The sequence below is a fragment of the Alcanivorax sp. DP30 genome (assembly GCF_009882945.1).
Lineage (GTDB): Bacteria > Pseudomonadota > Gammaproteobacteria > Pseudomonadales > Alcanivoracaceae > Alcanivorax.
In genome coordinates, this window is record NZ_WTUY01000002.1 from 510,581 (window position 1) to 535,592 (window position 25,012).

General features: G+C 56.0%; 25 protein-coding genes and 1 tRNA gene. 10 read left to right on the forward strand and 16 right to left on the reverse strand.

Going from position 1 to position 25,012, the window contains the following annotated elements; all coding sequences use genetic code 11:
• Nucleotides 1-2: 2 nt before the first annotated feature.
• The 8 genes from GQF00_RS02940 to GQF00_RS02975 form a co-directional block, all read right to left on the reverse strand.
• Complete coding sequence (locus GQF00_RS02940; RefSeq protein WP_161317654.1) at nucleotides 3-701, reverse strand: GntR family transcriptional regulator; 699 nt, start codon at nucleotides 699-701, stop codon at nucleotides 3-5.
• A 228-nt stretch (nucleotides 702-929) separates the two neighbouring features.
• Nucleotides 930-2,873 carry a hypothetical protein gene (locus GQF00_RS02945; RefSeq protein WP_161317655.1) on the reverse strand — a complete coding sequence of 648 codons (1,944 nt, stop codon included), beginning with the start codon at nucleotides 2,871-2,873 and terminating at the stop codon, nucleotides 930-932.
• Between the two features lie 30 nt (nucleotides 2,874-2,903).
• The gene (locus GQF00_RS02950) at nucleotides 2,904-3,755 is read right to left on the reverse strand and encodes a hypothetical protein (protein ID WP_161317656.1); all 852 of its coding nucleotides are present in this window, start codon (nucleotides 3,753-3,755) and stop codon (nucleotides 2,904-2,906) included.
• Nucleotides 3,755-5,422, reverse strand: coding sequence for an OmpP1/FadL family transporter (locus GQF00_RS02955; RefSeq protein WP_237440357.1), 1,668 nt, complete (start codon nucleotides 5,420-5,422; stop codon nucleotides 3,755-3,757). The genes GQF00_RS02950 and GQF00_RS02955 overlap by 1 nt, the downstream gene beginning before the upstream one ends.
• Before the next feature lie 29 nt (nucleotides 5,423-5,451).
• Complete coding sequence (locus GQF00_RS02960; RefSeq protein ID WP_161317657.1) at nucleotides 5,452-6,465, reverse strand: transporter; 1,014 nt, start codon at nucleotides 6,463-6,465, stop codon at nucleotides 5,452-5,454.
• A 44-nt stretch (nucleotides 6,466-6,509) separates the two neighbouring features.
• Nucleotides 6,510-7,322, reverse strand: coding sequence for a C39 family peptidase (locus GQF00_RS02965; protein WP_161317658.1), 813 nt, complete (start codon nucleotides 7,320-7,322; stop codon nucleotides 6,510-6,512).
• A gap of 227 nt (nucleotides 7,323-7,549) precedes the next feature.
• A complete protein-coding gene (locus tag GQF00_RS02970; protein WP_161317659.1) occupies nucleotides 7,550-9,139 on the reverse strand; it encodes a sulfotransferase in 1,590 nt (529 codons plus the stop codon).
• 74 nt (nucleotides 9,140-9,213) lie between these two features.
• Nucleotides 9,214-10,044: a DUF6160 family protein gene (locus GQF00_RS02975; RefSeq protein ID WP_161317660.1), complete on the reverse strand. Its 831-nt coding sequence runs from the start codon at nucleotides 10,042-10,044 to the stop codon at nucleotides 9,214-9,216.
• Between the two features lie 310 nt (nucleotides 10,045-10,354).
• On the opposite strand from GQF00_RS02975, the gene GQF00_RS02980 reads away from it, so the two are divergent.
• Complete coding sequence (locus GQF00_RS02980; protein ID WP_161317661.1) at nucleotides 10,355-11,464, forward strand: anthranilate synthase component I family protein; 1,110 nt, start codon at nucleotides 10,355-10,357, stop codon at nucleotides 11,462-11,464.
• Nucleotides 11,465-11,580: 116 nt separating this feature from the next.
• On the opposite strand, the gene thrH is transcribed toward GQF00_RS02980, so the two are convergent.
• From thrH to GQF00_RS02995, 3 genes are all read right to left on the reverse strand, one after another.
• On the reverse strand, nucleotides 11,581-12,198 hold the full coding sequence (thrH, locus tag GQF00_RS02985) for a bifunctional phosphoserine phosphatase/homoserine phosphotransferase ThrH (RefSeq protein WP_161317662.1): 618 nt from the start codon (nucleotides 12,196-12,198) through the stop codon (nucleotides 11,581-11,583).
• Between the two features lie 295 nt (nucleotides 12,199-12,493).
• Entirely contained in the window at nucleotides 12,494-13,468 is a 975-nt protein-coding gene (cysB, locus tag GQF00_RS02990; RefSeq protein WP_161317663.1) for an HTH-type transcriptional regulator CysB, read from the reverse strand.
• A 93-nt stretch (nucleotides 13,469-13,561) separates the two neighbouring features.
• On the reverse strand, nucleotides 13,562-14,476 hold the full coding sequence (locus tag GQF00_RS02995) for a 5'-nucleotidase (RefSeq protein ID WP_161317664.1): 915 nt from the start codon (nucleotides 14,474-14,476) through the stop codon (nucleotides 13,562-13,564).
• A gap of 213 nt (nucleotides 14,477-14,689) precedes the next feature.
• On the opposite strand from GQF00_RS02995, the gene GQF00_RS03000 reads away from it, so the two are divergent.
• Nucleotides 14,690-15,313: a S46 family peptidase gene (locus GQF00_RS03000; protein WP_161317665.1), complete on the forward strand. Its 624-nt coding sequence runs from the start codon at nucleotides 14,690-14,692 to the stop codon at nucleotides 15,311-15,313.
• A 110-nt stretch (nucleotides 15,314-15,423) separates the two neighbouring features.
• Here the strand turns inward: GQF00_RS03000 and GQF00_RS03005 are convergent, their stop codons facing one another.
• Nucleotides 15,424-15,810 carry a PilZ domain-containing protein gene (locus tag GQF00_RS03005; RefSeq protein ID WP_237440358.1) on the reverse strand — a complete coding sequence of 129 codons (387 nt, stop codon included), beginning with the start codon at nucleotides 15,808-15,810 and terminating at the stop codon, nucleotides 15,424-15,426.
• Between the two features lie 221 nt (nucleotides 15,811-16,031).
• Here GQF00_RS03005 and GQF00_RS03010 point away from each other — a divergent pair, with 221 nt between their 5' ends.
• Nucleotides 16,032-16,823, forward strand: coding sequence for a DUF3108 domain-containing protein (locus tag GQF00_RS03010; protein ID WP_370519456.1), 792 nt, complete (start codon nucleotides 16,032-16,034; stop codon nucleotides 16,821-16,823).
• Here the strand turns inward: GQF00_RS03010 and GQF00_RS03015 are convergent.
• Nucleotides 16,757-17,230, reverse strand: a complete 474-nt coding sequence (locus tag GQF00_RS03015) for a DUF2489 domain-containing protein (protein ID WP_161317666.1) — start codon at nucleotides 17,228-17,230, stop codon at nucleotides 16,757-16,759. The two genes, GQF00_RS03010 and GQF00_RS03015, sit on opposite strands and share 67 nt — an antisense overlap.
• A 106-nt stretch (nucleotides 17,231-17,336) precedes the next feature.
• On the opposite strand from GQF00_RS03015, the gene GQF00_RS03020 reads away from it, so the two are divergent.
• The 5 genes from GQF00_RS03020 to mtnC all read left to right on the forward strand — a co-directional run bounded on the left by GQF00_RS03020 (nucleotide 17,337) and on the right by mtnC (nucleotide 20,782).
• Entirely contained in the window at nucleotides 17,337-17,792 is a 456-nt protein-coding gene (locus GQF00_RS03020) for a hypothetical protein (protein ID WP_161317667.1), read from the forward strand.
• Nucleotides 17,782-18,813 (forward strand): S-methyl-5-thioribose-1-phosphate isomerase, encoded by a 1,032-nt coding sequence (mtnA, locus tag GQF00_RS03025; protein ID WP_161317668.1) that lies wholly within the window; start codon nucleotides 17,782-17,784, stop codon nucleotides 18,811-18,813. Before GQF00_RS03020 ends, mtnA begins: the two co-directional genes overlap by 11 nt.
• 13 nt (nucleotides 18,814-18,826) lie before the next feature.
• Nucleotides 18,827-19,462, forward strand: coding sequence for a methylthioribulose 1-phosphate dehydratase (locus GQF00_RS03030; protein WP_161317669.1), 636 nt, complete (start codon nucleotides 18,827-18,829; stop codon nucleotides 19,460-19,462).
• Nucleotides 19,463-19,466: 4 nt separating this feature from the next.
• Nucleotides 19,467-20,009 (forward strand): acireductone dioxygenase, encoded by a 543-nt coding sequence (locus GQF00_RS03035; RefSeq protein WP_161317670.1) that lies wholly within the window; start codon nucleotides 19,467-19,469, stop codon nucleotides 20,007-20,009.
• Between the two features lie 92 nt (nucleotides 20,010-20,101).
• On the forward strand, nucleotides 20,102-20,782 hold the full coding sequence (mtnC, locus tag GQF00_RS03040; RefSeq protein ID WP_161317671.1) for an acireductone synthase: 681 nt from the start codon (nucleotides 20,102-20,104) through the stop codon (nucleotides 20,780-20,782).
• Nucleotides 20,783-20,920: 138 nt separating this feature from the next.
• Here the strand turns inward: mtnC and GQF00_RS03045 are convergent, their stop codons facing one another.
• The gene (locus tag GQF00_RS03045; protein ID WP_161317672.1) at nucleotides 20,921-22,036 is read right to left on the reverse strand and encodes a class I SAM-dependent methyltransferase; all 1,116 of its coding nucleotides are present in this window, start codon (nucleotides 22,034-22,036) and stop codon (nucleotides 20,921-20,923) included.
• A 149-nt stretch (nucleotides 22,037-22,185) separates the two neighbouring features.
• Between GQF00_RS03045 and GQF00_RS03050 the strand changes: the two genes are divergently transcribed.
• Nucleotides 22,186-22,262 (forward strand) — tRNA-Pro (locus GQF00_RS03050).
• Between the two features lie 91 nt (nucleotides 22,263-22,353).
• Here GQF00_RS03050 and GQF00_RS03055 read toward each other — a convergent pair.
• Both GQF00_RS03055 and thpR read right to left on the reverse strand, forming a co-directional pair.
• Complete coding sequence (locus GQF00_RS03055) at nucleotides 22,354-22,980, reverse strand: YbhB/YbcL family Raf kinase inhibitor-like protein (protein ID WP_161317673.1); 627 nt, start codon at nucleotides 22,978-22,980, stop codon at nucleotides 22,354-22,356.
• Between the two features lie 62 nt (nucleotides 22,981-23,042).
• A complete protein-coding gene (gene thpR, locus GQF00_RS16800; RefSeq protein WP_161317674.1) occupies nucleotides 23,043-23,555 on the reverse strand; it encodes an RNA 2',3'-cyclic phosphodiesterase in 513 nt (170 codons plus the stop codon).
• A 130-nt stretch (nucleotides 23,556-23,685) separates the two neighbouring features.
• Between thpR and rimO the strand changes: the two genes are divergently transcribed.
• Complete coding sequence (gene rimO / locus GQF00_RS03065) at nucleotides 23,686-25,011, forward strand: 30S ribosomal protein S12 methylthiotransferase RimO (RefSeq protein ID WP_161317675.1); 1,326 nt, start codon at nucleotides 23,686-23,688, stop codon at nucleotides 25,009-25,011.
• Nucleotide 25,012 lies beyond the last annotated feature (1 nt).

Here is a 25,012-nt window from a genome sequence, read left to right on the forward strand (position 1 = left end):
TCCTATTGGTCCGGTTTCAGATTTTCCGCCTTGTGGGCGGCATATTGGGTTTCAATGTTCTTGCGGGCACTGCTGATATGGCGGCGCATCAGCAGCTCCGCCATTTCGCCATCCCGGGACTCAATGGCCTCGACAATATGGCGATGTTCGTTGAGGGCTTTCTGGGGGCGATTGGCCACGGAACTGAACTGATAGCGGTACATGCGCACCAGGTGATACAGCTCGCCAATTAACATCTGGCTAAGCGTCGCGTTATGGCTACCCTGGATAATGCGGTAGTGAAAATCCAGATCGCCCTCACGCTGAAAATAGGCGGTATCTTCCCGAAGATCCTGTTGCTGCTCGTGCTGGCCCAGTACATCGTACAGGCCTCGCACTTCTGCCTGGGTCATGCACTCGGCAGCCAGACGCGCCGCCATGCCCTCAAGGGCTTCACGCACATGGTAGATTTCGATCAGGTCATCAAAGCTGAGTGAAGCCACGCGGGTGCCCACGTGGGCAACGCGCTCAAGCAGTTTGCGGGATTCAAGCCGACGAATGGCTTCACGAAGAGGGCCACGGCTGACGCCGTAACGAGAGGCCAGCTCGGTTTCGCTGACCTTGGAACCGGGCGGGATCTCACCGCGCACAATATCGTCCTGCAGTCGGGCAAATACCCGGTCAGCAAGGGTTCGTGCACTTTCAGGAGAGGCAGCAGACATAAATCAGCCCGATTGTTGACAATCTATACAACCGGGCTGGACTTTACGCCCCTGGACGGGATGTTTCAAGAGTGATTGTTGACAATGGATGCTATCGAGTGGCAATTGAGGACAATTGGGCCTTCAAACAGAAGGCCCTCTGGAAAATGCTTCGCTTGCAAGCAATCTCTCACAATTTAGCCACCCTTGCCGTAGGGTAGGAACTTACCTGCAAGCGAAATCAGCCCATTAGGGAATACAACCCTCTTCGGCGAACTGCACCGCACCAGACTGCAGGGAGGCAAACACCAGACGCTCAAGATCGGCAGGTGATTCCTGACTGGACCACCCTGAGCGCTGAATGGCCGGCAGGAATTGCAGATCAACCCAGCCTGCACGAATCTGGTCATCGAAATTGGCATCACCCAGGCGGTACATGGGTGAACAGGTGCCATCCAGATCGATGCGCCCTTGAATTTCCACGTTATAGTGCGGCGCCACCCCACGAACATCCAGCCCGGGCGCCAAACGCAGGAAGACATTGACGCTATTGGAGTCAGGCAAGGTACGGGTCACCATACCAACTTCATTGGCGGTGCCACAGGCGCCATTATCACCAGCGGTAATCAAACCATCAGAACCGATAGACAGACAAAAGTCCGCCAGATCGTTTTCGTCTTCACGCACGCGCTCGGTGGTGATGTCCACGGTTGTGGATCCACGTGTGATGGATTCCGGATAGTTCGCGCCAATCTCAAGGGTTGGATTAGGGATCGACTCGCACTCACTGCCATCATCAGACTCGCCAACACAGGGCCGCATCAGGCTCACCCGATAATCCCCGACCACCGATGCCAACACTGATGCATCAAGCGCAATCTCTACCGAGCCAGTTTTGGTGCCACGCACCGGCATTGGGCTTTCCGAAGTCCCGGGATCACCATCATCCGGCCGGGGTACAGCTCGGCCAAGCAGCTCTCCAGCTACTTCACCTTTTTCATTCCCCTGCACCGTGTAAGCGGTGTTTGGGTAATCCAGATCAAAGTCACTGCCTCCCCCGGTGGATATGCCCGTGTAAATGGTTTGCCCCAGAATCCTGCCCTGCAGCTGAGCATCCGTGTTTGAAGGAGGAGTATCGCCAATCCCGGCGCCGGTCAATTGTACTGTCTCGGTCAGGGTGTCGCTGTTTACCAGCAAAAGGGTATCGGACAAAGAAGCCGTGCTTTGCAGACCCACGAAATCTACTTCCGATTCCGTGTCCGTAGAACGAATCAGCTGCCCACCCGCGAGCACCTTCCCAGTGGGAAGGACCAGGCTGTTCATGGCCAGGGCAAACCGGGAACCATCGTCAGCCCTGAAATCACAGTTATCAACCAGCAGGCACTCACCGGCACTTTCCAGTAAATAAAGCCCGGCACGGGTGCGGTTGGCTGCCTGTGTTATGCGCGCTTCATAGGCAGTTGTATCGGCCTCAAATCTGGCGACGGAGTCCTTGGACTCTGCCGCGAGTGCAGCATCGACATTGTCCAACAGATCCTGCCAGGCCAGCACGAATGCATTGTAATCACTATAACCATCAAACGGCTGGCTTGGGATGTCGCCAGCGTTTTCATCAATGACATCGTTAATGTCTACGCCTGTGCCCAGCTCCAGTTCTGCCGCGCTGCGTGTCTGAATGCTTACTTCATTATCCGCATCCCCATCATTGTCCAGCGCCTGAAGCAACGCAGAGCGATACAGCACCGAATCGTCGACAGCACTTCGGGTCGGGGGGAGAATCAGGTCAGCAACGGTGACCTGAAAGTTATCCTTGCGCAATTGCTGTGGAAAGAGGAAGGAACCGAGGGTTATCTTGTTGCCTTCAAACAGGCCATTGCCAAGGAAAAATTCGATTTCCCGACTACTGGCCGGACAAAGCGCGGTGTAGGGAGGGATTACCGTAGCTTCACCATCCGTATCCGTGGTGGTACGCTCACTGTCCGAGGTGAAAAACACCACTTCAGTGCCAGTACAGCGATAACCCACATTACTAATCTTGGGCCCGGTGAGCTCAACAAATACCTCGCCACGCACAGTCTGGTCGCAAGGCGCTCCTGCTGGACATCCGGGAACGGTAGCATCAGAAAAGTCCTCGCCGCCATTACACCCCATCAGGGCCAGGGACAAGGTGGTCAGTGCAAACACAAAACGCATAGTCAATTCCTGTGATTCTGCAGGGGGTAATCACTGGCCTATCAGGACCAGCTCCCCCTGCGTCACTTGTATTAATCCGTCGGTACCCGGCTGTTCTTCAGAATAGGGAAGGAAAACAACCAGATACTGTTGACCTGTTTCCCGCTCGAGGGTTCCCTGCAGATACCCGTAGCGGTACCAGGTTTCCGGGTATTTGCGGCTGAATGGCTGATCCACCAGCATGACTGGCGTACCCTTGGCATCCAGCCAGAGCAGCTCCACCGCCAGATACCCCTTCTTTTTCACAAAAGCATTCAATGTCAGGCCTGATAGCCCCTGATCCAGTTCGAATACCCTTGCCCGATAACCGTTTTCCCCTGTCATTCGGGGGCTATCGGCATCGAACGCCACCAGATTCTCGCTGCCTGCGTCCAGAACCGTTGCTGTTTCCAGCATATGAACACAGCAATCCGCCCTTAGTGGACGGTAGGTTTCCATGAAACCGTCGGAGGCCACAGCCTCATAGGGTGCGGGGGCGGCCTGGGCGGCGGCACGCTCTGCCCCCATGTCTAGGGGACGGCTCACTAATTGACCGGTTTCATCAATATAGGTAACGAACCGCTGGTTTTCCCGCTCGACCAGCTCCTGGTCCACCTCTCCACTGGGGCGGTAGTCATCCAGATTATCCATCCCGGCGGGCGGGACTTCAGCAACTTTCGGATTGGAGGTAGTGGCGGATGGCTTCGCCGGAGGGCTGGCCACGACGTCCGGCTTGCGCTCCATGGTCACCAGGTTGCCCTGGGCATCGGTATAGACATACAGGCCACTGGATTGATCGCCTGTGGGCATGGAGCCCTGGCACCCTGCCAGAGCCACCAGAGCCAATGCAAGAAGATGTCGCATTAAAATTTCGTTCTGAATGCCAGGCCGATCATGGTGATCTTGGCCTCAGTCTTGATATCAAGACCCGCGTACGGGTTATAGACCACGTTATCGATACCGGTGCAGTTTGCCGCGCAGCTGGTATTCGCCGGTATCTCGTCCTTGCTGTGCAGCATACCAATACCCAGGTCGATATCGGTATCTTTATCCCACTTGTAACCCAGACCCAGGCTGTAATAACGGGCCTCATTGATCGGTACCATGGGGCTGCGACGTTCTTCCGGGATCGCCGAGGCACGCGGCTCATAGCCCGCACGCAACTGGATACGGCCGGTCAGGTCATAGGCGGCACCGAACGCCAGGTTCCAGGTGGACTGGAAGTTCAGCGGGTAGCTGAGACGCGTGGGCGTAGAGCCCGGAGAGAACAGTCGTGCCAGGCTCAGCACGGCGGAACTGCGGTCGAACACGATATTGAACGCATCCCACTCCTTGTAGTCCGCCCACACCGCATCCACATTGAACTGGAGGCGCTCTGTGGGTTTGATCTTGATCCCGGTCTGGAAGGTAGCAGGCATGGTCAGATCCATGCTCACCCGCCCTACTTCGTCCTGGTCCACGTAAGACGGGACACCCAGCACAGCCAGGGCCAACGCACCGGTAGCCGAGCCACCAATACCATTGATGGTTTCCCGGGCGGCATTGGAATAAGAGATCTTGTAATCGCCCTTCATGTGGGTTTTGGCTGCCGAACGCCAGGTGGCACCCCACGCGAACCGGTCATTCGGTTCCCAGAGAATGCCCAGGTTGTAGGACGGGCTGAAACGCTGGTCCATGGACACATCCAGGGATGCCAGATTCTTGAAGGGCCCAAGCCCCTCCTGGGGGCGACAGATACCGAACAGGATCAAATCTAGTGCGATATTGGACTCGCCTGCGAACGGGGCACAGATACTTTCATCAATCACTCGAGCAAAGCCCAGCAGTTCGTTGGGTGCTCGAAAATCCTGCTCCAGCGCAATGGCCTGATAGCTCATGCCGATGGATGCACCGATGAACAGCTCATCATTGACCCGGTAACCAATGGACGGAGACAGATAGGTGATCCGCTCCAGCGCCACCCTCTCGCCCATGAAGTTACCGACGTCATCTTCGTCCCGGTAAAAGCCCGCTGCCAGCGGCAGATAGGTGGCCGTGGCAAACGTGAACTTGGAGCCCGCAGGGCGAATGGAAAATGCTGGCAAGGGGCCGGCAATCAGTGGCCCTGGCGGCAGATCCACGGTGTCATTCAGAAACGGGATATAAAGCGAGATACCCTCAACTGAGCTTGTGGCCGTTTTGAAGCTTCGGCAGTAGTCCACCCCATCGTTCGGCACGTCATCACAGACCACCGGATCATCGGAGAAACCAAACACATTGTAGCCCGGCGGTGCGGAAAACTCGGATTCCAGCGTAAAGTCCGCCCCTACAAACTGAAGGTCCATGCGACGACCGTCCAGCTTGGCCAGACCTGCAGGGTTGAAGTGAATAGCAGAAATCCCGGGGGGATCTGCCGTCACCGCATGCCCCATGCTCATGGCTTTGACATCAATGGCAATGTTATTGGCGAGCTGCGCATTGCTAACGCCCGCCACCATTCCGAGCATGGCAGCAATCAGCCGCAACCCTGGCCGTTTATAATTATTCTTCATGGCTCACCCCATCCAACTGCATTCACGGCTTAGGCACCGGGTTTCAGGCCGGAGAAATCAATCGGCATGGAAATTCCAAGCAGTACATCGGGGGAATCTTCGGTCAAACCGAAACCGAAGCTAAGGTTAACGATACGGTTGCTGGAGGTTCGCAGACCCAGAGAGGTATTCACCACACTGGACGTGGAATCTTCCGACGAAGCGGTGTAATCCTCAAAGATGAAGTCAGTTTCGAAGTTGTAGGACTGCTGGTAGCTGGCACTCAGCGAGACTTCATAGGACAGGGAATACGCCAGACCCATGGAGAAATTCAGGCTATCGCCCGGACTAACATCAGTCAGAATTTCGCCACCGCGCACCTGATTAAGGCCACTCACATCAAAGGCATAGGTGTACCCCAGTGAGCCAAACAGCACCACCGGGTCGATCACCTTGCTGACGCTCAGCCCTGCGCCCACAGAATAATAACCTGACCCACTGGAAACCTCCTCACGCACGTTCAGCTCGTAGGGGCTGTCGCCGGTCGGCGTGCTCAGGGTGGTGTAGAGGGTGGTGTTCATGGCGCCCGGCTTCACCGGGAACGGCTGAAAACGCAGACCAAAGGACACATCACCCAGCGCGGCCTGAGAGACATCCTTCTCGGTGTCGTACTTGTAGGACACCGGCAGACGGGTATTGAAGGTCAGGTTATTCCAGATGCCGTAGTCCAGGGAGAGCGACGAGGAAAAAGCATGCTGGGCATCCTGCTCGATGCGGAAACGGCTGATATTACCGGTATTTTCATCGATGGCGATATCGATGCGGTCATCACGGTAATAGTTGTAGTTCGCCGAGAAGTTCAGTGACATCTGGCCACTGGGCAGCAGTGAATACTGCTTCTCTGCAGCCTGGAACACCTCTTCCAGGTTCTTTTCCTGCGTGACATCATCTTCTTGGGTCTGCAGCGCTTCACGGGCTTCATCCACGCTGTCTGCCGCCCAGGCAACATGCTGCGCCAACAAGAGTGCAGCCGCGGCGGCCACCTTCCCAGACATCATCTTCATGCAAGCCTTCCTTTATTCTGTTTGTTATTTGCCACTGCAGGCTATTACTTACGATAGTAGGTTCGGGTGGGAACATTAATGACCCTTTCTGAGCCATTCTGGTCCGTCACGAGAACCCTTGTCAGTGTACTGGCCTTATCCGCCCAGTTTTCTATTGGCGCAGTAAACACCGGAAAAACTTCAAACGCCCAGCGATTGATGGTTCGTTCATCCAGCAAACGCAGGTCGTAATCGGTCAGCTCCAGACCATCCTGGGGCTCAAAACCGTTTGGAAACACAATAAACAGGACGTTCTGATCCCAGATTTGCAGAAACTTGCTTTCCGTAAAGCTGATATTCCCCAACGCAGGGTCTGCCACGAAAATGTGGCCATCCTGGTATTTCTTGAGAACCACGAAGTGTTTGAAACCGCCATAGGCGATGGGAACAATCGCCGGGTGATCAAGCTCCCGGATATCGTCCATCTCGGCGCGGAAGCCACCACTGGGGTGACCCAGTGCGGTAGCCAGGCGTTTCATGTCCAGCAGGGAAAAGCCCCGGCGCTCCACGATCTTGTCGGTCTCACCGAAGCGCAGCAGCCCTTCCATGATCTGACGCTCCTGGAACTGACGTCCAAGATATTGATTAAGTACGGTGGTCAGGGCAGCGGAGCCACAGGAGTAATCGTAGGCCTGGCGCACGACATTGTGGTAGCGAAACTCGGAAACCGGCTTCTCAACCACGATGCCGCGGTCTCTCAGAGGAGCAGGACTGGTCGGGTGCTCGTAGTAGATCTCCCCTTTCTTGGGGGGCTCGATCACCACGGACTCGTTGGCAGCAAAGTAGATCAGCGCCACACCCAGCATGGAAGTCAGCATGTAATGGCATCCAGCGTTATTGTTATTGTGTGTTTCTTATATGGTGACACATGTTAACTAGGTCCCACCTTGCAGGCAACCATGAAGATTCGCCGAAAAGGCAACCCATAAAGCCCAAGGGCCACCTTGAGGGATACAAAAACGGGCTTTATAAATCAAAAAGTTATATCCCGCACCTTATTCTCGCCTGTTCGACATCGTGATTTCGACCTGACTGGTCGTGCGGATCACAAAGAGAGATCGTACCCATAGCGCTCCGCAGCCTCCTTGAAATGAGGCAGCACCGGAGCCATCCACTCTGCATAGTTACGCCACCGCTCCTTGGAACTATCATAAATCTTCTGAGTCACTCCTTGGTAACTTGGCGTCGCCAAGGTCCCTCGCTGTTTAGCATGCTCGTCGTAATTAAGCACGGCATCATCCCAAGGCAACCCAAGGAAATCCAGCGCCTTTCGAGCCTCCCCTTCCAGATCCATAACCAGATCCTCATAACGGATATAGTGCATGCGATCCTTGAGATCGAACACCTCCTCATACTGCCAGAGAAGCTTCATAACGTGCTTGTAAAAACTGGCGGCGTTGTCCAAATCAAGGAAGTTAGCCATGGCATCATTCATTTTAAAGTTCTGCATATACCCACTGAGCACGCAATCGGCAGGATGACGCAGCGAGACAATAAATTTCGCATCCGGGAACAGGCGTAAGATCAAGCCTATATCGACGGTATTCAAAGGCATCTTTTCTATTAAGACACTGTTCTCACGAAGCTGAAGCTCCTGATCCACAACTTTGAAGTACGTTTCACGAAACCCCCTCACCTGCTCCTCACCAATAGCCTTGATATAGTCCATCACCGACAGCCATTGAGACTTCCATCCTGAAGACTTATGCAATAAGCCAGCTTGCGTCGCCATGGCTTGCATCCATGACGTACTCTGCCGAAGCACCGTCGCCATCGTGGGCGGCTCTTCCATGGCCTGAATTTCCGGATGAGAATCCAGTACCTGCTCAAGCAAAGTCGTCCCTGAGCGGGGAAATCCAAGCATGAAAACCGGGGTACGAGACGGACTTGACAGCTCAGACCAAGAACCCACCCAATCCTTGGTAAAAAGTGTCCTAAAAACCTCAACCCGACGGCGTATCGCGTTTTTTGAAACAAGACGAGATTCTATTTTCGATTGAATCTGATTGCCTTTAGTAGCAGCAGAAAAGGCTGCGCCATATTCTCCTTTGGCGTCCAAGGCCTTACCCAGCACCTTAAGGACTCCCCCCATATACCGATCTGCCTTTTTCCCATTGAGCCTCTGAGGAAGCTGATCGATTAACGCTTTATAGTTTTTCTTTTGAAGCTGGACATTGCCCCACAGGAGCAAGGCTCTTGATTCCGCGCCTTTGTCATTAAGCTTATCGAGCTCTGCCAGCTCCTTCAGCGCGCTGTCTGGATCAAGCAATCGCTCATAAGCTTCTGCCCTCGCAAGGAAGTACTCAGCATTTATTGAGTCAGACCATTTACGAACTTTTGAAAGAGCAGTCAAAGCATCCTGCCACCGCGCATCTGCATGGTAAGCCTGGTACATCAACTGCCAGCTTCTCCAGTCTTTTGGAGCCACCCGTACAATTGGCTCAGCCAGATCATAAATTTGCTGGACATCGTCATAACCCAATGCCGATCTAAAACAGAAATCAGCAGCGCCATAATCTACATAGCCTTTCGCCACGAAACGCAATACCAGCTGAGACGCACTTTTATAATCGCCTTTTTCACACAGAATTTTAACCGAAGAAGGGAGCTCTTTTGCCGTCAAGACTTGCTTCATAACCAACTCTTTTTAAACAAAAACGCCCGGCAAAGAGCCGGGCGTTTCAGAATAGCACCAAAGTGCTGTGGAACTTAGTGACCAGAGATAGTGATGGTTTGGCCAGAAAGATCCAGACCAGTAATGTAAACATTACCGATAGCCGGTGCAGAGCCGTCGTCAGCACCAAAAGCAACACCCATGGCAGCAATATTGATGCCTGAGAGAGCGGTGTTTGTAGCGATTTCCAGGCCAGAGGTAGTGATGTTGCCGGTAATGCCGTTAACATCTACGTTCCGAATGGAGATCTGATCAGCAACCAATGCGCCACCACCGCCAGCACTCTGATCACGCAGAGTGAGGTTATCGGTAGCATTACCCAGCGTACCAATGTCGATGGTCAAAACAGAAGTTGTAGAAAGCGCAAAGAAGTTGGCGGCCTCGGAGCCCAGCTGCACGGCAAGATCAACGTTATCCAGAGTCAGGCTTACGCTATCCAGCAACGGATCACCTGCCCCCAATGCTGTCAGCTCAGTCCCAACCTTGGCAATACCTGCAGCCACATCACTACCGTCCGTACCTTGGCCGACGTAAATATCACCTGTATCAATGGTCAGAGAAGGCACAGAAATATAGGCCTGCAGAACACCACCACCGGAAGCGGTACTGGAAGAATCGATCTCGATAGTGATGTCACCAGTAAGACCCATGTTGTCGATCAAGATCATACCTTCGCCAGTGTTAGTGCCGAAGCCATCAGTGTCTTCAATACCCACGTCCAATTGGGCGTTCAGGCTCAGACCAATAGAAATACCATCCTGACCAGTTACGCTGGACAGGGCTTCGTCCTGCATGGGCTCGAGAGCCAGGGCGCTCATGGGCGCGGCGGCTACGGCAGCTGCAAGAGCAAGTTTCTTAAAACCCATTGTTGTTCTCCTCGTGTGCACAACGTGTGTTTTTTGTAATCCTTATACGCGCCCCGGTTCTCGCAAGGCACGTATCAACGTTAACACAACAGTTACAAAAACAAATGGGTTCGTTACAAAGAAATTCCAGCACAGACAATCCTCACAAACCATTGTATTCATTGGGGTTTAGTGAAATTGAGACGAATGTCTTAGTTATATTTTTACGATACAACCCCGGCACAAGCGTCCGCAGTGTTACGCTCAGTAACAAGGTTGGGAAGATTTTCTGTAACAGGTACACTGGCCCACCCTGTTTTGACGCCAGACCATGACTTTCAGCTGCCTTTTTCCTCTTGATGGGCATATCGTCGCCCTGCCCGACCCGGATCTGACCCTGCGCGCAGAGTCAGCGGGGGATGTGCCGGCGCTGATTGAACAGATCCATTCCCGGATGGCGAGCGAGTTTGTGTTTGCCGCCGGGCTGATGCCTTATGAGTTGAACCCTGTCGTCTCCGGGGCTGGCGCCATGGTGGTCCATTTATACAAGACGGCCCCTCAGCGGCTGGAAGACCTCCCCCCGGCAGCAGTTCCACCCTTCTCTCTGGATCTTCCATTCCAGCCAGAGCAATCCAAAGATGCCTATCTAGCCAGCCTTGCAAGGATCAAGGCATATTTGGCTGCGGGCGACTGTTATCAAGTGAACCTGGCACAGCGCTTTGTGTCTTCTTATACAGGCAGCCCACTCACTGCCTGGCTGGCCCTTCAGTCCCGACACCCTGCCCCGCACAGTTGTTATTTCGATGCCGGCAATGCTCAGGTTTTTGGAGTATCTCCCGAGCGTTTTCTGTCTGTGACCGGTCGGCAGGTGGTGACTGAACCTATCAAGGGCTCTCGCCCCAGGGGAAACACGCCTGTTGAGGATGACGCTCTGGGTATCGAGTTGCGCAACAACCCCAAGGATCAGGCCGAGAACTTGATGATTGTGGATCTGCTTCGCAATGACCTTGGCGCCTGTTGCGAGCCCGGCACGGTGACCGCAACGCCTCTGTTCGAACTGCGCCGTTTCAGCAATGTCCAGCACCTGGTCAGCACGATTAGTGGCGTGCTTAAAGAGGACTTGTCGCCGCTGCATGCGCTATGGCAGGCGTTCCCCGGTGGATCAATCACCGGCGCTCCGAAAAAACGTGCCATGGAGATTATTGCCGAGCTGGAGCCCGTCCCCCGCGGCGCCTATTGCGGCAGCTTCTTCTGGATGGACAACAAGGGCAACCTGGACAGCAATATCCTGATCCGCACCCTGCAGACCGATGGCAACAAGTTGTACTGCCACGGCGGAGGCGGGATTGTGTTTGATTCGGACCCCCAGTCAGAATACGAGGAGAGTCGCTTCAAGGTGGAGAAGTTGATGGGGGCGCTGGAGGAGCGGTTTCTGGAATAACGCGACAGGCCACGCGACACACAAAAACCCCGTAGGAGCCAGCCTGCAGGCGAATGGGTTTAGCCCATGGAACAAGGCTTCGCTTGCAGGCAAGCTCCCACAGCTTGCCGCATCCCTTACAGCGGGATATCCCGTGGGCTCGCCTTGACGATTTCCTTTTTCAGGTCTTCGTAGCTGTGCACCGCCGGGAACTGTGGGAATTCTGCAATCACGTTGTCCGGCGCATGGAACAGGATGCCCTGCTCAGCTTCGGCCAGCATGGTGGTGTCGTTGTAGGAGTCACCGGCTGAGATGCAGTGGTAGTTCAGGCTGTGGAAGGCCTTGATGGACATACGCTTGGGATCTTTCTGGCGCAGTTTGTAATCGGTGATCTTGCCGTTCTCGTCCACTTCCAGACGGTGGCAAAACAGCGTCGGCCAGCCCAGCTTCTTCATCAGCGGCTTGGCAAACTCGTAGAACGTGTCGGACAGGATGATCAGCTGGAAGTTCTCGCGAGCCCAGTCGACAAACTCCTTGGCGCCGTCCAGCGGGTCCAGGGTGTCGATGACCTCCTGGATGTCTGGCAGGCCATAGCCGTTCTCGTCCAGGATACGCAGGCGCATCTGCATGAGTTCGTCGTAATCCGGGATATCCCGGGTGGTGGCACGGAGCTCTTCAATTCCGGTTTTTTCAGCAAAGTTGATCCAGATTTCCGGGATCAGGACCCCTTCCAGGTCCAGACACAGCAATTCCACAGCATTCCCCTAGGGTTGATCAGGCGCGCACAATGTAGCCGCGGCACCTGTAGAAATCAATTGGCGTGGGTTTAAGACAGGATTTGAGACAGGGTTTACCACAGAGATCACCGAGGAAAACCTTCAACTGGCTGGTGGGTGCGTTTTCCCGTGGGAACGGAGCCTTGAAAGCAAATGGGAACCCACTTGGTCAGGACAGCCATTGGGCAATACATGTCTACTGATGAGGCACAGAGCAACCGATTAAGCCGGGGTTTCAATCAGTGATCTCCGTGCCCTCTGTGGTAAAAAGGGTTTAACGAATCGGCAATTCGATATCGGCAAACAGGGCCTCACGCTCTTCACGGTTACTGGCCTTGATGGCCGCTTCCACCCGGTCGTGGGTGAGGTGCGGGGCAAACGCCTGCAGGAAGTCGAACATGAAGCCGCGCAGGAAAGTGCCTTTGCGGAAGCCGATGCGGGTGGTGCTGGACTCGAACAGATGGCCGGCATCCAGTGCCACCAGGCCTTTGTCCTCCACTGGATCCACTGCCATGTGGGCGATGATGCCCACGCCCATGCCCAGCTTCACATAGGTCTTGATCACATCCGCATCTGCTGCGGTGAAGACCACCTTGGGCTCCAGCCCCTTGTCAGTGAAGGCATCATCAAGCTTGCTGCGCCCGGTGAAGCCGAACACATAGGTCACCAGCGGGAATTCTGCCAGCGCTTCCAGGGTCAGTGGCTTCACCTGGGTCAGCGGATGCCCCTCGGGAACCACCACCGTCCGGTTCCAGCGGTAACACGGCATCATGATCAGATCCGAGAACAGATCCAGCGCCTCGGTGGCGATGGCGAAATCCACGCTGCCGTTGGCGGCCATTTCGGAAATCTGCATGGGAGTTCCCTGATGCATATGCAAGGAGACATCCGGGAACCGTTGGGTGAACTGGTTGATCACCGGCGGCAAGGCATAGCGGGCCTGGGTATGGGTGGTGGCAATGCTCAGCTCGCCGCGGGACTCGTCCCGGAACTCCTGGGCCACCCGGCGGATGGATTCTGTCTGCTGCAGGATCTCGCCGGCAATGCGCAGGATCGCCTGCCCGGCAGGGGTAATGTGGGTCAGGTGTTTGCCGCTGCGGGCAAAGACTTCCACGCCAAGCTCATCTTCAAGCATGCGGATCTGCTTGCTGATGCCTGGCTGTGAGGTATAGAGCGCTGCGGCCGTGGCCGAAACGTTAAGATCATGCCGCGCCACTTCCCAGATGTAGCGTAATTGCTGCAACTTCATCCTTGCCTCCGCACGCTTAACTGGTGGTTATAAGAATATAAGTAATTATGCAGCAAAAGCATAGCAACGTAACGCGCCGTCACTGCCGAACTGCTATTGACCACCGTTGGCCAGATTGGATATGCCGTGGGGCACATGCCCGGCCGCCACGTGTTCAGCGGCCGATTCACAGTGCCCCTGCTGGTCATCGAAGAACATGTCAGCACCAAATGCCCGCAGGAAATCCCCTTTCGGCAAACCACCCAGAAACAGACTCTCGTCCAGACGAATATCCCATTCCCGCAGGGTGCGCACCACCCGCTCATGGGCCGGGGCACTGCGCGCCGTTACCAGGGCGGTACGGATCGGGCACTGATCATGGGGGAAGCTTTTCTGCAATTGATGTAACGCAGCCAGGAACGGCTTGAAGGGGCCACCATTCATAGGTGTGCGTGCAGAACGCTTTTCATTTTCGGTGAACGCGGCCAGGCCATCACTCTGGAAGATCTGCTCGGACTCATCAGAAAACAATACTGCATCCCCATCGAAGGCCACACGCAATACCCCATCCTCTCGCTGACACTGGCCACCGGACAGAATAGTTGCGGCTGCATAGCCAGCCTCAAGCACCTGACGCACATCATCCGGATCCGTGGACAGAAACAGGTGTGCCCCGAACGCGGAAACATATCGGTGCGGGCTTTCACCACTGGCAAAGGCCGCACGGGTAATTGGCAGGCCATAGTGCTCAATGGAGTTGAAAACACGCAGGCCGGTATCAGAGCTGTTCCTGGAAAGCAGGATCACTTCTACCCTGCCCTCGCCGTCTGCCAGATCATTGATGGCCAGCAGTTTCTTCGCCAGCGGGAAGGCATCGCCGGGTTTAAGCACCTCTTCCTCGTGTTCGATCTGGTAATCCTGAAAAGCATCCAGACCCTGCTCCAGATAGACTTTATGGCTATCTGAAAGATCGAAGAGCGCTCGCGAACTGATCGCCACCACCAGCTTCCCATCAAACGACACAGGCATGATTAATCTCTTTTCAGTCTAATGCCGTCAGTATCCTGCTGTAGGTTTCAAAGCGCAATGTGATGATTGATCGCGGTAAAAATGCCTATTCTGTCCGACACAAATTGATCAATGGTTGTTCAGGTCATAGTTGTGGCATAGAGTTGCTTAAGCGCTGTTCGCAGCGTCATGCCAAGCTGTTTCATACCATCCGAAGGGGAAAGGGAGTCGTCCATGGCTGCTAACAAGGTTAAAGATACCGTTGAGGAACTTCAGGCGCAGATCCGCAAGTTGGCTGAGCGCTTTGATAAAGAACGTGAGAAGCAAATCGGCCAGCTGGAGAAACAGCTGGAAAACGTGCGTGACCGCCTCAACAAGGAAATGGAGCGTCGTCGCGAATACCTGAACAAACTCGAATCCCTGCAGGCCGAGTACCGTGAGAAGGCGACCTCCACGGTGAAACGCCAGCTGGAACGCGCACGCAAGGCTGCTGATGATGCCCGCAGCCAAGTCGATGATTCACAGGCTCGCAAGCGTATTCTGGAAACCGAGGTTAAAGTGCTGAAAGCCACCGCCAAGCAGGCTCACAGCCTGGCTCGGGTAATTGGCCAGTACGAAAAGGATCTGGAAAAGCGCGCCAAGGAAATTGAAAAGAAGGTAGCGCCGAAGAAAGCGGCCAGTCGCAAAGCGCCCGCCAAGAAAAAAGCGGCAGCCAAAAAAGCACCGGCCAAGAAAGCCGCTGCCAAGAAGGTAACGGCGAAGAAAGCGCCTGCCAAGAAGAAGGCGGCCGCTAAAAAAGCCCCGGCCAAGAAGAAGGCTGCAGCTAAAAAGGCGCCTGCGCCAAAAGCTGAAGGCTAAGACTTCTTACTGAGTCTGGAATACAGAAAAGCCCCTTCCTCACGGTTGGGGCTTTTTTGTGTTTGCACACGGATTCACGTAGCAGGAACACCCACTGCGGGGCCTGGCAGTCAGGCCTTGCCGGGAAGCACCTCTTCCATCCCCGCCAGATAGCGAATCTGGTGTTGATCCGATTCTCCCGCCACTTCCTTGAGTGTCTGGTAGGTGCGCAACCCCAGACGATAGGCCTGGCCCGCCCGCTGGCAACTGACTACTTCCGCATCCACCTGTCGCAGGATCATGGCTGGGGAATAGAGATCCAGCTTGATTCGAGCACCTGGTGACAGGCGCACCGGAGAGGTAACACCCAGCCCGAAGCGGTTGTAATCCAGCGCCTTGGCGCGGGTGACAAAACGCCAGCCGCCAAACAAACGATGACGAAACACATCCACGCGCATCTGTGTGTTGATACGTGCCAGCTTGCGCCGATTGGCGCCACGGGATTCTCTGTTGTCCATACTCTTTCCGTGTCTGTTCTTTTACGGGCAACGCCATCCTGGCGCTGTTGGTGGTCAAGTCTGTCTCACTGTGTGTCACGACCCGGTTACAAATATTAACATGGCAGTCGGCATCTGACAGAGAAAAAAAGCCGCCTTTCGGGCCATCATGCAGTCACTGGCGACCCTCTGCGACCATGGTATGATCAGGCCACATTTTTTCGGACCAGGATCACAGGGACGTGACAATTATTGCCCGTTTTGCGCCGCTGCCAGCCCTGTTCAGCATGATGCTGATCAGTGACTCCGCCTTCACCGACACCGGCGACAGTCGTGCAAAAGCCCCGGAATCTCTTTTCCCTGCCGCACTGCCCGAAGTGGAAGCCTCCTACCGTGTTGTCGTCAACGGCATTCCTCTCGGCCTCAACGCCACGATTCGCCTGACCCAGGAAGCCGACAATTATCAACTGCACTTCAAGGTTGAGAACCGTCTGTTTCGCCATGAGGAAATTGCCCGGTTCGACTGGGATAACTGCGTTGCCAGGCCCCACCATTACAGCCACGAGAGTGCAGGCTTCGGCATAAATCGCGGTGGTGAGATTGTGTTTGACTGGGAAAGCGGTACCGCAAAAGGCAGCAAGGCGGTCTACCCGCTGGTTGCCGATGCACTGGATGCGCTTAGCGTTGCCATGGTGTCACGGTGCAACATGGCCAAGGCAGATCCTGCTTTCGCCTATACCGTGGCAGAACCGGATGGGCTGGACAAATACCACTACCGTGCACTTGAACCGGAAACCATCAAGACACCGGCGGGAGAATGGCAGGCCACCGGTCTGGAGCGCGACTACGAGGAACGAGGACGCAAATCCCGTTTCTGGGCAGCGCAAGAACTGGATTACTTCATGATCCGCATGGACCATCAGGAAAACCCGTTTGTGCGTGGCCGTATTGAATTAACCGAGTTTCGTTACCTGAACGAATCCGTCGCACCCAACCCGGAACGCCAGGCGGGCAGCACGGTTTCCAGTCGCTGAGCGCAGGCCTCCAGCCGCCCCTGGTATTCTTCTTCCAGTTGCCAGCGGTAACTGTCTTGCTGATGGCGCATTCGGGGCGTCAGTGCCTTGCGGGCATTGCCCCGGTCAAACTGCTGGCAGGTTTGCGCGAACTGGTGAAAATCAGACAGATCCACCTTGGGTGAAATACTGTCCGGCAGAGTATCCAGCAAGGCGCTGATGCGGATGGCAGCTTCACTGAGCTCCACCTGTTTCTGTGCCAATGCCATGCACAGCACTTCCAGGCTGTCGAGCACGGCCACCTGTTGGCTCAACACCTCTTCCCGCTGCTTGCGAGCCATCCAGAGCCGCCACACCATCAACCCCAGCACGGTGCCAATGACCAGGCCAGTCACGGCGGCAATAACGATCTGCCAGGCTAACGTCATGAAACCTCCAGGAAGTTGATGCGTTGGGGAAAATAGGGTTTGAAAAAAACAGAAGCCGGTACCATTGTAGCCATCAGACACGCTCTGTTCACCCCGGAGACACTATTTGACCCTCTCATTACCTGACTGGCTTGCCCCGATTGCCAATCAGCTGGAACCCTGGCTGCCCGCTCTCACTGGTACCGGGATCCTCATGGCAATTGCCTCAGTAGTGGCCATACCGCTGTTCATTGCACGGGTACCTGAGAACTACTTCACCGAGCAATACCTCCCCCATACAAACCGCAACTTGCTGGGGTGGCTTCTGTGGTTCATACGCAACCTGTTTGCGCTGATTCTATTGGTGGCAGGCATCCTTATGCTGGTACTGCCCGGGCAAGGATTGCTCACTATTCTGATAGCTATCATGACCAGTACTTTTCCGGGGAAATACCGTCTCGAACGCGCTATTATGCGCCGCCCCGGGGTATACCGGGCAGCAAACTGGATCCGCCACAAATACCGGCGCACGCCGCTGCAGCATCCTGATGGAACGAGTGAGGACAGGATCAATGGTGATTAACAGTGCCGCCATTCGCTGGCATGGTGATTTTCTCGAACTACTGGATCAGCGAGCCCTGCCCGCTGAAACCCTGTGGCTGCCTGTACGCAACAGCCAGGAGGCCGCCCAGGCCATTCGCGACATGGTAGTTCGCGGCGCTCCGGCCATCGGCATCACCGCCGCCTACGGACTCGCCCTGGAAGCCGCGCTCCAGGAAAGTAACGCCAGCCTGGACAATCTGGCCGACGCCATCGCTACCCTTGCTGCCAGCCGCCCCACTGCCGTCAACCTGTTCTGGGCCCTGGAACGCCTGCAGACCACTGGACAATCCCTTCAAGGTGCCGAACTGGCAGACACCCTGCTTAGGGATGCCGAGGCCATACACCGGGAGGACATTGCCGCCAACCATGCCCTTGGCGAGTTTGGCGCCGCCCTGCTACCCGACAGTGCCACGGTCTACACTCACTGCAACACCGGTGCACTGGCGACTGGCGGGCACGGCACCGCGCTGGGCATCATTCGTACTGCTTGGCAGCAAAAGCGCTTGCAAGGGGTGTATGCGGGAGAGACCCGCCCCTGGCTGCAAGGCAGCCGGCTAACCAGCTGGGAACTGAGTAATGATGGCATTCCGGTCACCCTGGTGGCCGACAGCACCGCCGGTCAGCTCATGGCCCAGGGCAAGATTCAGGCGGTGATTGTTGGTGCAGACCGGATCACCGCCAACGGCGATACCGCCAACAAGATTGGCACCTATAACCTGGCGGTACTGGCCAGGCATCACGGTATCCCCTTTATCGTTGCCGCGCCGGTCTCTACGCTGGATCCAGCACTGCCTGACGGTTCCCATATTGTCATTGAGGAACGGGATGGCAACGAAGTGCGGCAGATTCAGGGCAAGACCGTTGCACCCAGTGACGTACCGGTTTACAACCCGGCTTTCGATGTCACGCCCGGCGAGCTGATCACCGCCATCGTCACAGAACGGGGAGTGATTCAGGCACCAAACACTGACAAGGTTCTGGCCCATTTGCGCGGGCAATAATGCGGAGAAAGCAATGATCGAACGTCCCTATTCCACCGCCGATTTCCGCGAAGCCAGCCGGGCTCTGGCAGCAACCGGCCAGCGGATTTATCGCAATGGCTGGTCACCGGCTACCAGCAGCAATTACTCCGTACGGCTGAATGAAACCCATGTTGCGGTCACCCAATCCGGCAAGGACAAGGGCCTGCTGCGCGAGACCGACATTATGGCGGTGGACATGCAGGGGCAGCCCGCCAGTGCCGGCAAGCCCTCCGCCGAAACCTTGCTACATACCCAGCTATATCGCCGCTACCCCGACGTGGGCGCCGTACTGCATACCCACAGCCACGCCAGCACTGTGCTGACCATGCACTGGCCGGCCAATTCCCTCACTCTCGAGGGCTACGAATTATTGAAGGCACTGGATGGCTTCACCACCCATGAAAGTCGGCTGGTCATTCCGGTATTCAACAATACCCAGGACATCGCGGCCCTTGCCAATGAGGTGGATGACGCCATGGCGCAGGGTGCTGCCAGCCACTGCTATCTGATCCGTGGCCACGGGCTGTACACCTGGGCGTCCGATTTGCCAACCTGCTATCGACAACTTGAAGCGCTGGAAGTCCTGCTTGCCATCGAACTGGACCGTCGGCGCCTGAGTGGAGTGTAAGAATATGAGTGAACTGAAAATCTTCCAGGCAGATAAACCGGCCGAGCCGGAACAGCACCTGACGGACAAGCAGGCCATGGCCGAAGCCCTGGCCGCAGCCGGTGTGCGCTATGAACAGTGGCAAGCCTCCGCCCCGCTGTCAGAAAATCCGTCCCAGGATGAAGTTATCGCAGCCTACAAGGCCGATATTGACCGGCTGATGAAAAACGAAGGCTACCAGACCGTGGATGTGGTCAGCATGGTGCCGGATCATCCCGAAAAAGAGGCCTTTCGAAAGAAGTTCCTGGACGAGCATCGTCACAGTGAAGACGAGGTTCGCTTCTTTGTGGAAGGCCAGGGGCTGTTCACCCTGCATATCGACGACAGGGTCTACGAGGTACTGTGCACCAAGGGCGATCTGATCAGCGTCCCGGCCAACACCCCGCACTGGTTCGACATGGGCTCTCAGCCACGTTTCGTGGCCATTCGCCTGTTCAACAATACCGAGGGCTGGGTGGCCAACTTTACTGGCAGCGACATCGCCAGCCAGTTCAGTCGGCTGGACTGACCTTATCTCCGTAGGAGCCTGCATGCAGGCGATCAGACTTTCGCTTGCAGGGAGGCTCCTGCATCGCTTCTCGCCTCTTAACGGACAACACCATGATCAAGGCCATCGTCACCGACATCGAAGGCACCACCAGCAGCATTTCCTTCGTCAAGGAAGTCCTGTTCCCCTATGCGGCCCGTGAATTCCCGGCCTTTCTGGCGGCACATTGGGATGAGCCTGCGATTCGGGAACAGGTTATGGCGGCGGCACAGGAAAGTGGTCTTCAACTGAACGATCCCGTGTCTGCCAGTGCCCTGTTCCAGCAATGGATTGCCGAAGATCGCAAGGCCACACCACTGAAAACCCTGCAAGGCATGATCTGGAAACACGGCTACCAGAATGGCGATTACACCGCGCATCTTTACCCGGATACCGCCGCCGCTCTGCGGCAATGGAAAGCCCAGGGCCTTGACCTGTATGTCTATTCCTCCGGTTCCATCGCTGCCCAGAAGCTGTTCTTCGGTTTCAGTGACGACGGCGATCTGACAGCCCTCTTCAGCGGATATTTTGATACTACCTCTGGCCACAAGCAGGAAACCCGGAGCTATCACAACATCCAGCAAGCTATTGGCCTGCCTGCCACACGGCTGTTGTTCCTGTCAGACGTGGAAGCCGAACTGGACGCTGCTGCCGACGCCGGCTACCACACCATTCGCCTGGACCGTGAAGGCAGCCAGGGCGAAAGCAAACACACCGTTGTGAGTGCTTTCAACGAGATCGAACTGCCGAAGTAATCCGACGCTTTTCGCAAGTCCATGTTTTCATGTCGAGGGGTCGCTGCAGGAGTTTGCCTGCAGCTGCTGCCTGGAAAAGCCGAGGATTTGGGGAGTTTTTTCTGGTTTTCTCAATCCAGGCGTAGCTTGTGGCTCAGCCTATTTCGGCGCCCTGCAGGAAAACACTACAAACTTCTTGTTACTGCCTGCCACCTGCACATCGCTGAACAATCTTCCCAGCACCTTGTGATAACCGAGATGGCGGTTGCCGATGACTCTCAGCTCTCCGCCTTCCGCAAGCTGCTTGCTGGCCTGACGAAATAGGCGCCGGGCCACATGATCGCCGACAGTATGCCCGTCATGAAATGGCGGATTGAGCAAGATGCAGTCAAAACGATCGTTAACCCCGCTGAGGCCGTCACCGTGGTGGAAGGTTACTGTCGCGTGCGGACAATATTGACCAACATTCTCGCGGGCGCTTTTGAGCGCCAACCAGGATTCATCGCAAAAAGTCAGCTGCACATGCGGATAACGCCGCAGGATGCCTAGACCGATCACCCCGTTGCCACAACCAAGGTCTGCCACCGTTGCCTTTTCTGGCAGAGATTCCGGCAAATGCTCAAGAAAGAAACGCGCACCGATATCCAGTTGTTGCTGGGAAAACACACCCGCATGCACAACCAACGGCCCAGCGGGGCCCTCCACCTTGCAGGGAAAAGGTGCTTCGACCAGTATCTTGCCAGGAGCCGTCGCGCTGAACAGACGTGCCTTCTTCCAGCCGTACTCCGCCTGACCGTTCCCCAGATACCGCTGCATCATGGGTACCAGCTGCCTGGGCAGATGCTTGTCCATGCCACTCAGCCATACCGGTGTACCCTCAGGAAGCTGGCTTCCCAGCCAGGCCAGCTGGGACTCCAGCAATGCCAGCGACTTGGGCACTCGCATCACTACCTGATCAGGGGCCGCGTCCAATGGCTCATCAGGCCAACAGTGACGTATCGGCGCCATACTGTTTTCGTCAGCATTCTGTTGAATGTTGTACTGCGCCAGCCAGGAGTCGCCACTATGAATCACCGCCCCCCTCTGCCCGGCGGCCAGTGACAGCGCCCCGTGGCTGTCGTTGATCACCAGAGTCTCCTTGCCTTGCTGAGCCCGTGCTTCCAGGGTGTTGAGAAGATATTGATCCGCATTGTCCCAGGCCTGCAGGGTTTCGTTGCGACGGCGAGGCCAACGGTACAGGCTGAGTGTTCCCCAGGGGTGGGTCAGTTCATACATGTTGGCGGGCTCCGGGTGGACGGCTGGGTAGGTGCCGCATTCTGCCTGTCACCGAGCCGGTTGGCCATATAATGCGCAAACGGCCCTCATGGCAGTATTTAGGTATGGCATTTTCGAAATTCGCTGCTAGAATGCGCCAGCACAAGATCCGGAATATAGCTCAGCCTGGTAGAGCACTACGTTCGGGACGTAGGGGTCGCAGGTTCGAATCCTGCTATTCCGACCAATTGAAAAGGCCGCTCAAATGAGCGGCCTTTTTTATTGCAGCGACTCGCGTGCAGGCACGCTCCCACAAGGGGAAGACGCGCCGCTCTCCCTTACGCCAGTCGCGGGTTCAGGGTGTAAGTGCAGGTAATACTGGCAGAATCCAGAGCATGGGCCTTGATAGTCTCTACCAGGGCTGCGCCACTGAAGTCGTTTCCTGCCGGCAGGGTGTCTACATCCAGCGCGTACACTGTGAATACATAACGGTGGATGATGCTGTCGTTCCAGGGCGGGCACGGGCCGTCGTAACCGAAGTAGTCCCCTTCCATATCCGCATCGCCAGCAAACCAGCCGGTGTAGTCATTCTTGCCGTGACTCAGGCCGTTACCGGCCTCCGGACCGTTCTTGCCACGAGGGGTGATGCCGTTGCAATGTGCGCCCTCCTCCAGACGGGTCTGATCAGCAGGAATATCGAACAGGGTCCAGTGATAGAAATCCACCCGTGGCAGGGACTCCGGCACTTCCCGCCCTTCCTGATTCACATCATCCCCGGCGCTTGGCACGTCGGGATCATGGACCACCACGGCAAAGGAGCGCGTCCCCTCGGGCGCACCGGACCATGCCAGATGGGGATTGTGATTATCCGAAAGGGCAACGTGGTTTTTCGGGTCGATGATGGCAAACGCATACTTTTTATCAATCGCCGTCCCATCGGTCAGACTGTCGCTGACTAGCTGCATGATTTCACTCCTTAACAGTGCAATTGCGTTCTCTTGCAAGCATGCGGCACCTGAAGCCAAATTCAACCATCCGCAAGCGCAAATCTGGACAATGGCCGGTAACTGGGGGCTCCACCCTGCTGGCCCGGCTCGCTGGCATAGAGGCAGATTTCATTAACCGGTAGCGGCCACTGTCCCTCTTTGATGCTCATACTCTGCCCGGGTTTGGCAAGGGTGATATGCGGCCTGAGAGCCCGGGATTCTCGGATCACACCGAAGTTTACCAACGTGTCCCAAATCCGTTGGTGCAGAACCAGAAGCTGGGGGGGAGCGTCCGTGGTCAAGGCCAGAAAAGGCCCCTGAGCAGCAGGGAACGGCTCACAGCGGTCAAAAGTCAGTGTAAAAGGAGACGTTTGTGCTGCGGTAACGGACAGTGCGGGACATAACTTATCGATGAAGCCCTGCGGCCGCTCTCCCAGAAATGCCAGGGTCATGTGAAGATTCGGCCTGGGTGTTGCGGCCGGCAATCCCATGGCGAGCATGCGGCAGTCTTGACTCAACCTGCCTGCGACGTGAACTCCGATAAAACAGCGCATTCAACCTCCTGATCTACCACCCTCTGGTGGCTTCACGGCAAGGACAGCGGTAGAATTTCGCCCCCATCACTACAGTCAATCAGCCAGCCGCGTAGTCTTCAGCACACGGCCGCCAATCTTGAGGTGTTCTATGTCCGGTAAAGTCGGTTTCGTCAGCCTGGGTTGCCCCAAGGCGCTGGTGGACTCTGAACGCATTCTCACCCAGCTTCGCACCGAAGGCTACGAGGTGAGCCCCAGTTATGATGATGCCGACGTGGTGGTGGTGAACACCTGTGGCTTTATTGATGATGCCAAAGCCGAATCCCTGGATGCCATTGGCGAAGCCCTGAATGAAAATGGCAAGGTGATTGTAACAGGCTGTATGGGCGTGGAAGAGGATGTGATCCGCCAGGTTCACCCCTCCGTTCTGTCTGTCAGTGGCCCGCAGCAGTATGAGCAGGTGGTCAACGCCGTTCACGATGTGATACCACCCAGCCAGAACCATGATCCGTTCCTGGATCTGGTGCCCCCCCAGGGCATCAAGCTTACCCCGCGACACTATGCCTACCTGAAGATATCCGAGGGCTGCAACCACAAGTGCAGTTTCTGCATCATCCCATCCATGCGCGGCAAGCTGGATTCCCGCCCCATTGGCGATGTGATGGATGAAGCGGATCGCCTGGTGAAAGCCGGGGTTCAGGAATTACTGGTGATCAGTCAGGACACCAGCGCCTATGGTGTGGACCGCAAATACCAGACCGGTTTCTGGCAGGGCATGCCAGTGAAAACCCGCATGCTGGAGATGTGTCAGGCACTGGGGCAGCTCGGGGCCTGGGTGCGCCTGCATTACGTTTACCCTTACCCGCACGTGGACGAAATTATCCCGATGATGGCCGAAGGCCATATTCTCCCCTATCTGGATATCCCGTTTCAGCATGCCAGCCCGGCTGTACTGAAAAACATGAAGCGCCCCGCCCACGCGGAAAACACTCTGGAGCGTATCCGTCGCTGGCGGGAGATCTGTCCGGATATTACCCTGCGCAGCACGTTCATCACCGGCTTCCCCGGGGAAACGGATGCTGATTTTGAGATCCTGCTCGACTGGCTGGAGGAGGCTCAGCTGGACCGGGTGGGCTGCTTCACCTATTCCCCGGTGGAAGGTGCACCAGCCAACGCCCTGCCCGACCCGGTAGACCCGGACATTGCCGAAGAGCGCCGCGAGCGCTTCATGAATGTTCAAGCGCGCATCAGCGCCGACAAACTACAGAAAAAAATCGGCAAGACCCTGGAAGTGCTGGTGGATGAAGTGGACGAGGAAGGCGCCATTGCCCGTTCCAAGGCCGATGCTCCAGAGATTGATGGGCTCGTGTACCTCAATGGGGAAACCAGTCTCAAGCCGGGGCAGCGCCTTCAGGTCACCATCGAGCATGCCGACGAACACGATCTGTGGGGCACACCCGTGCCCAGTGACGCCTGAC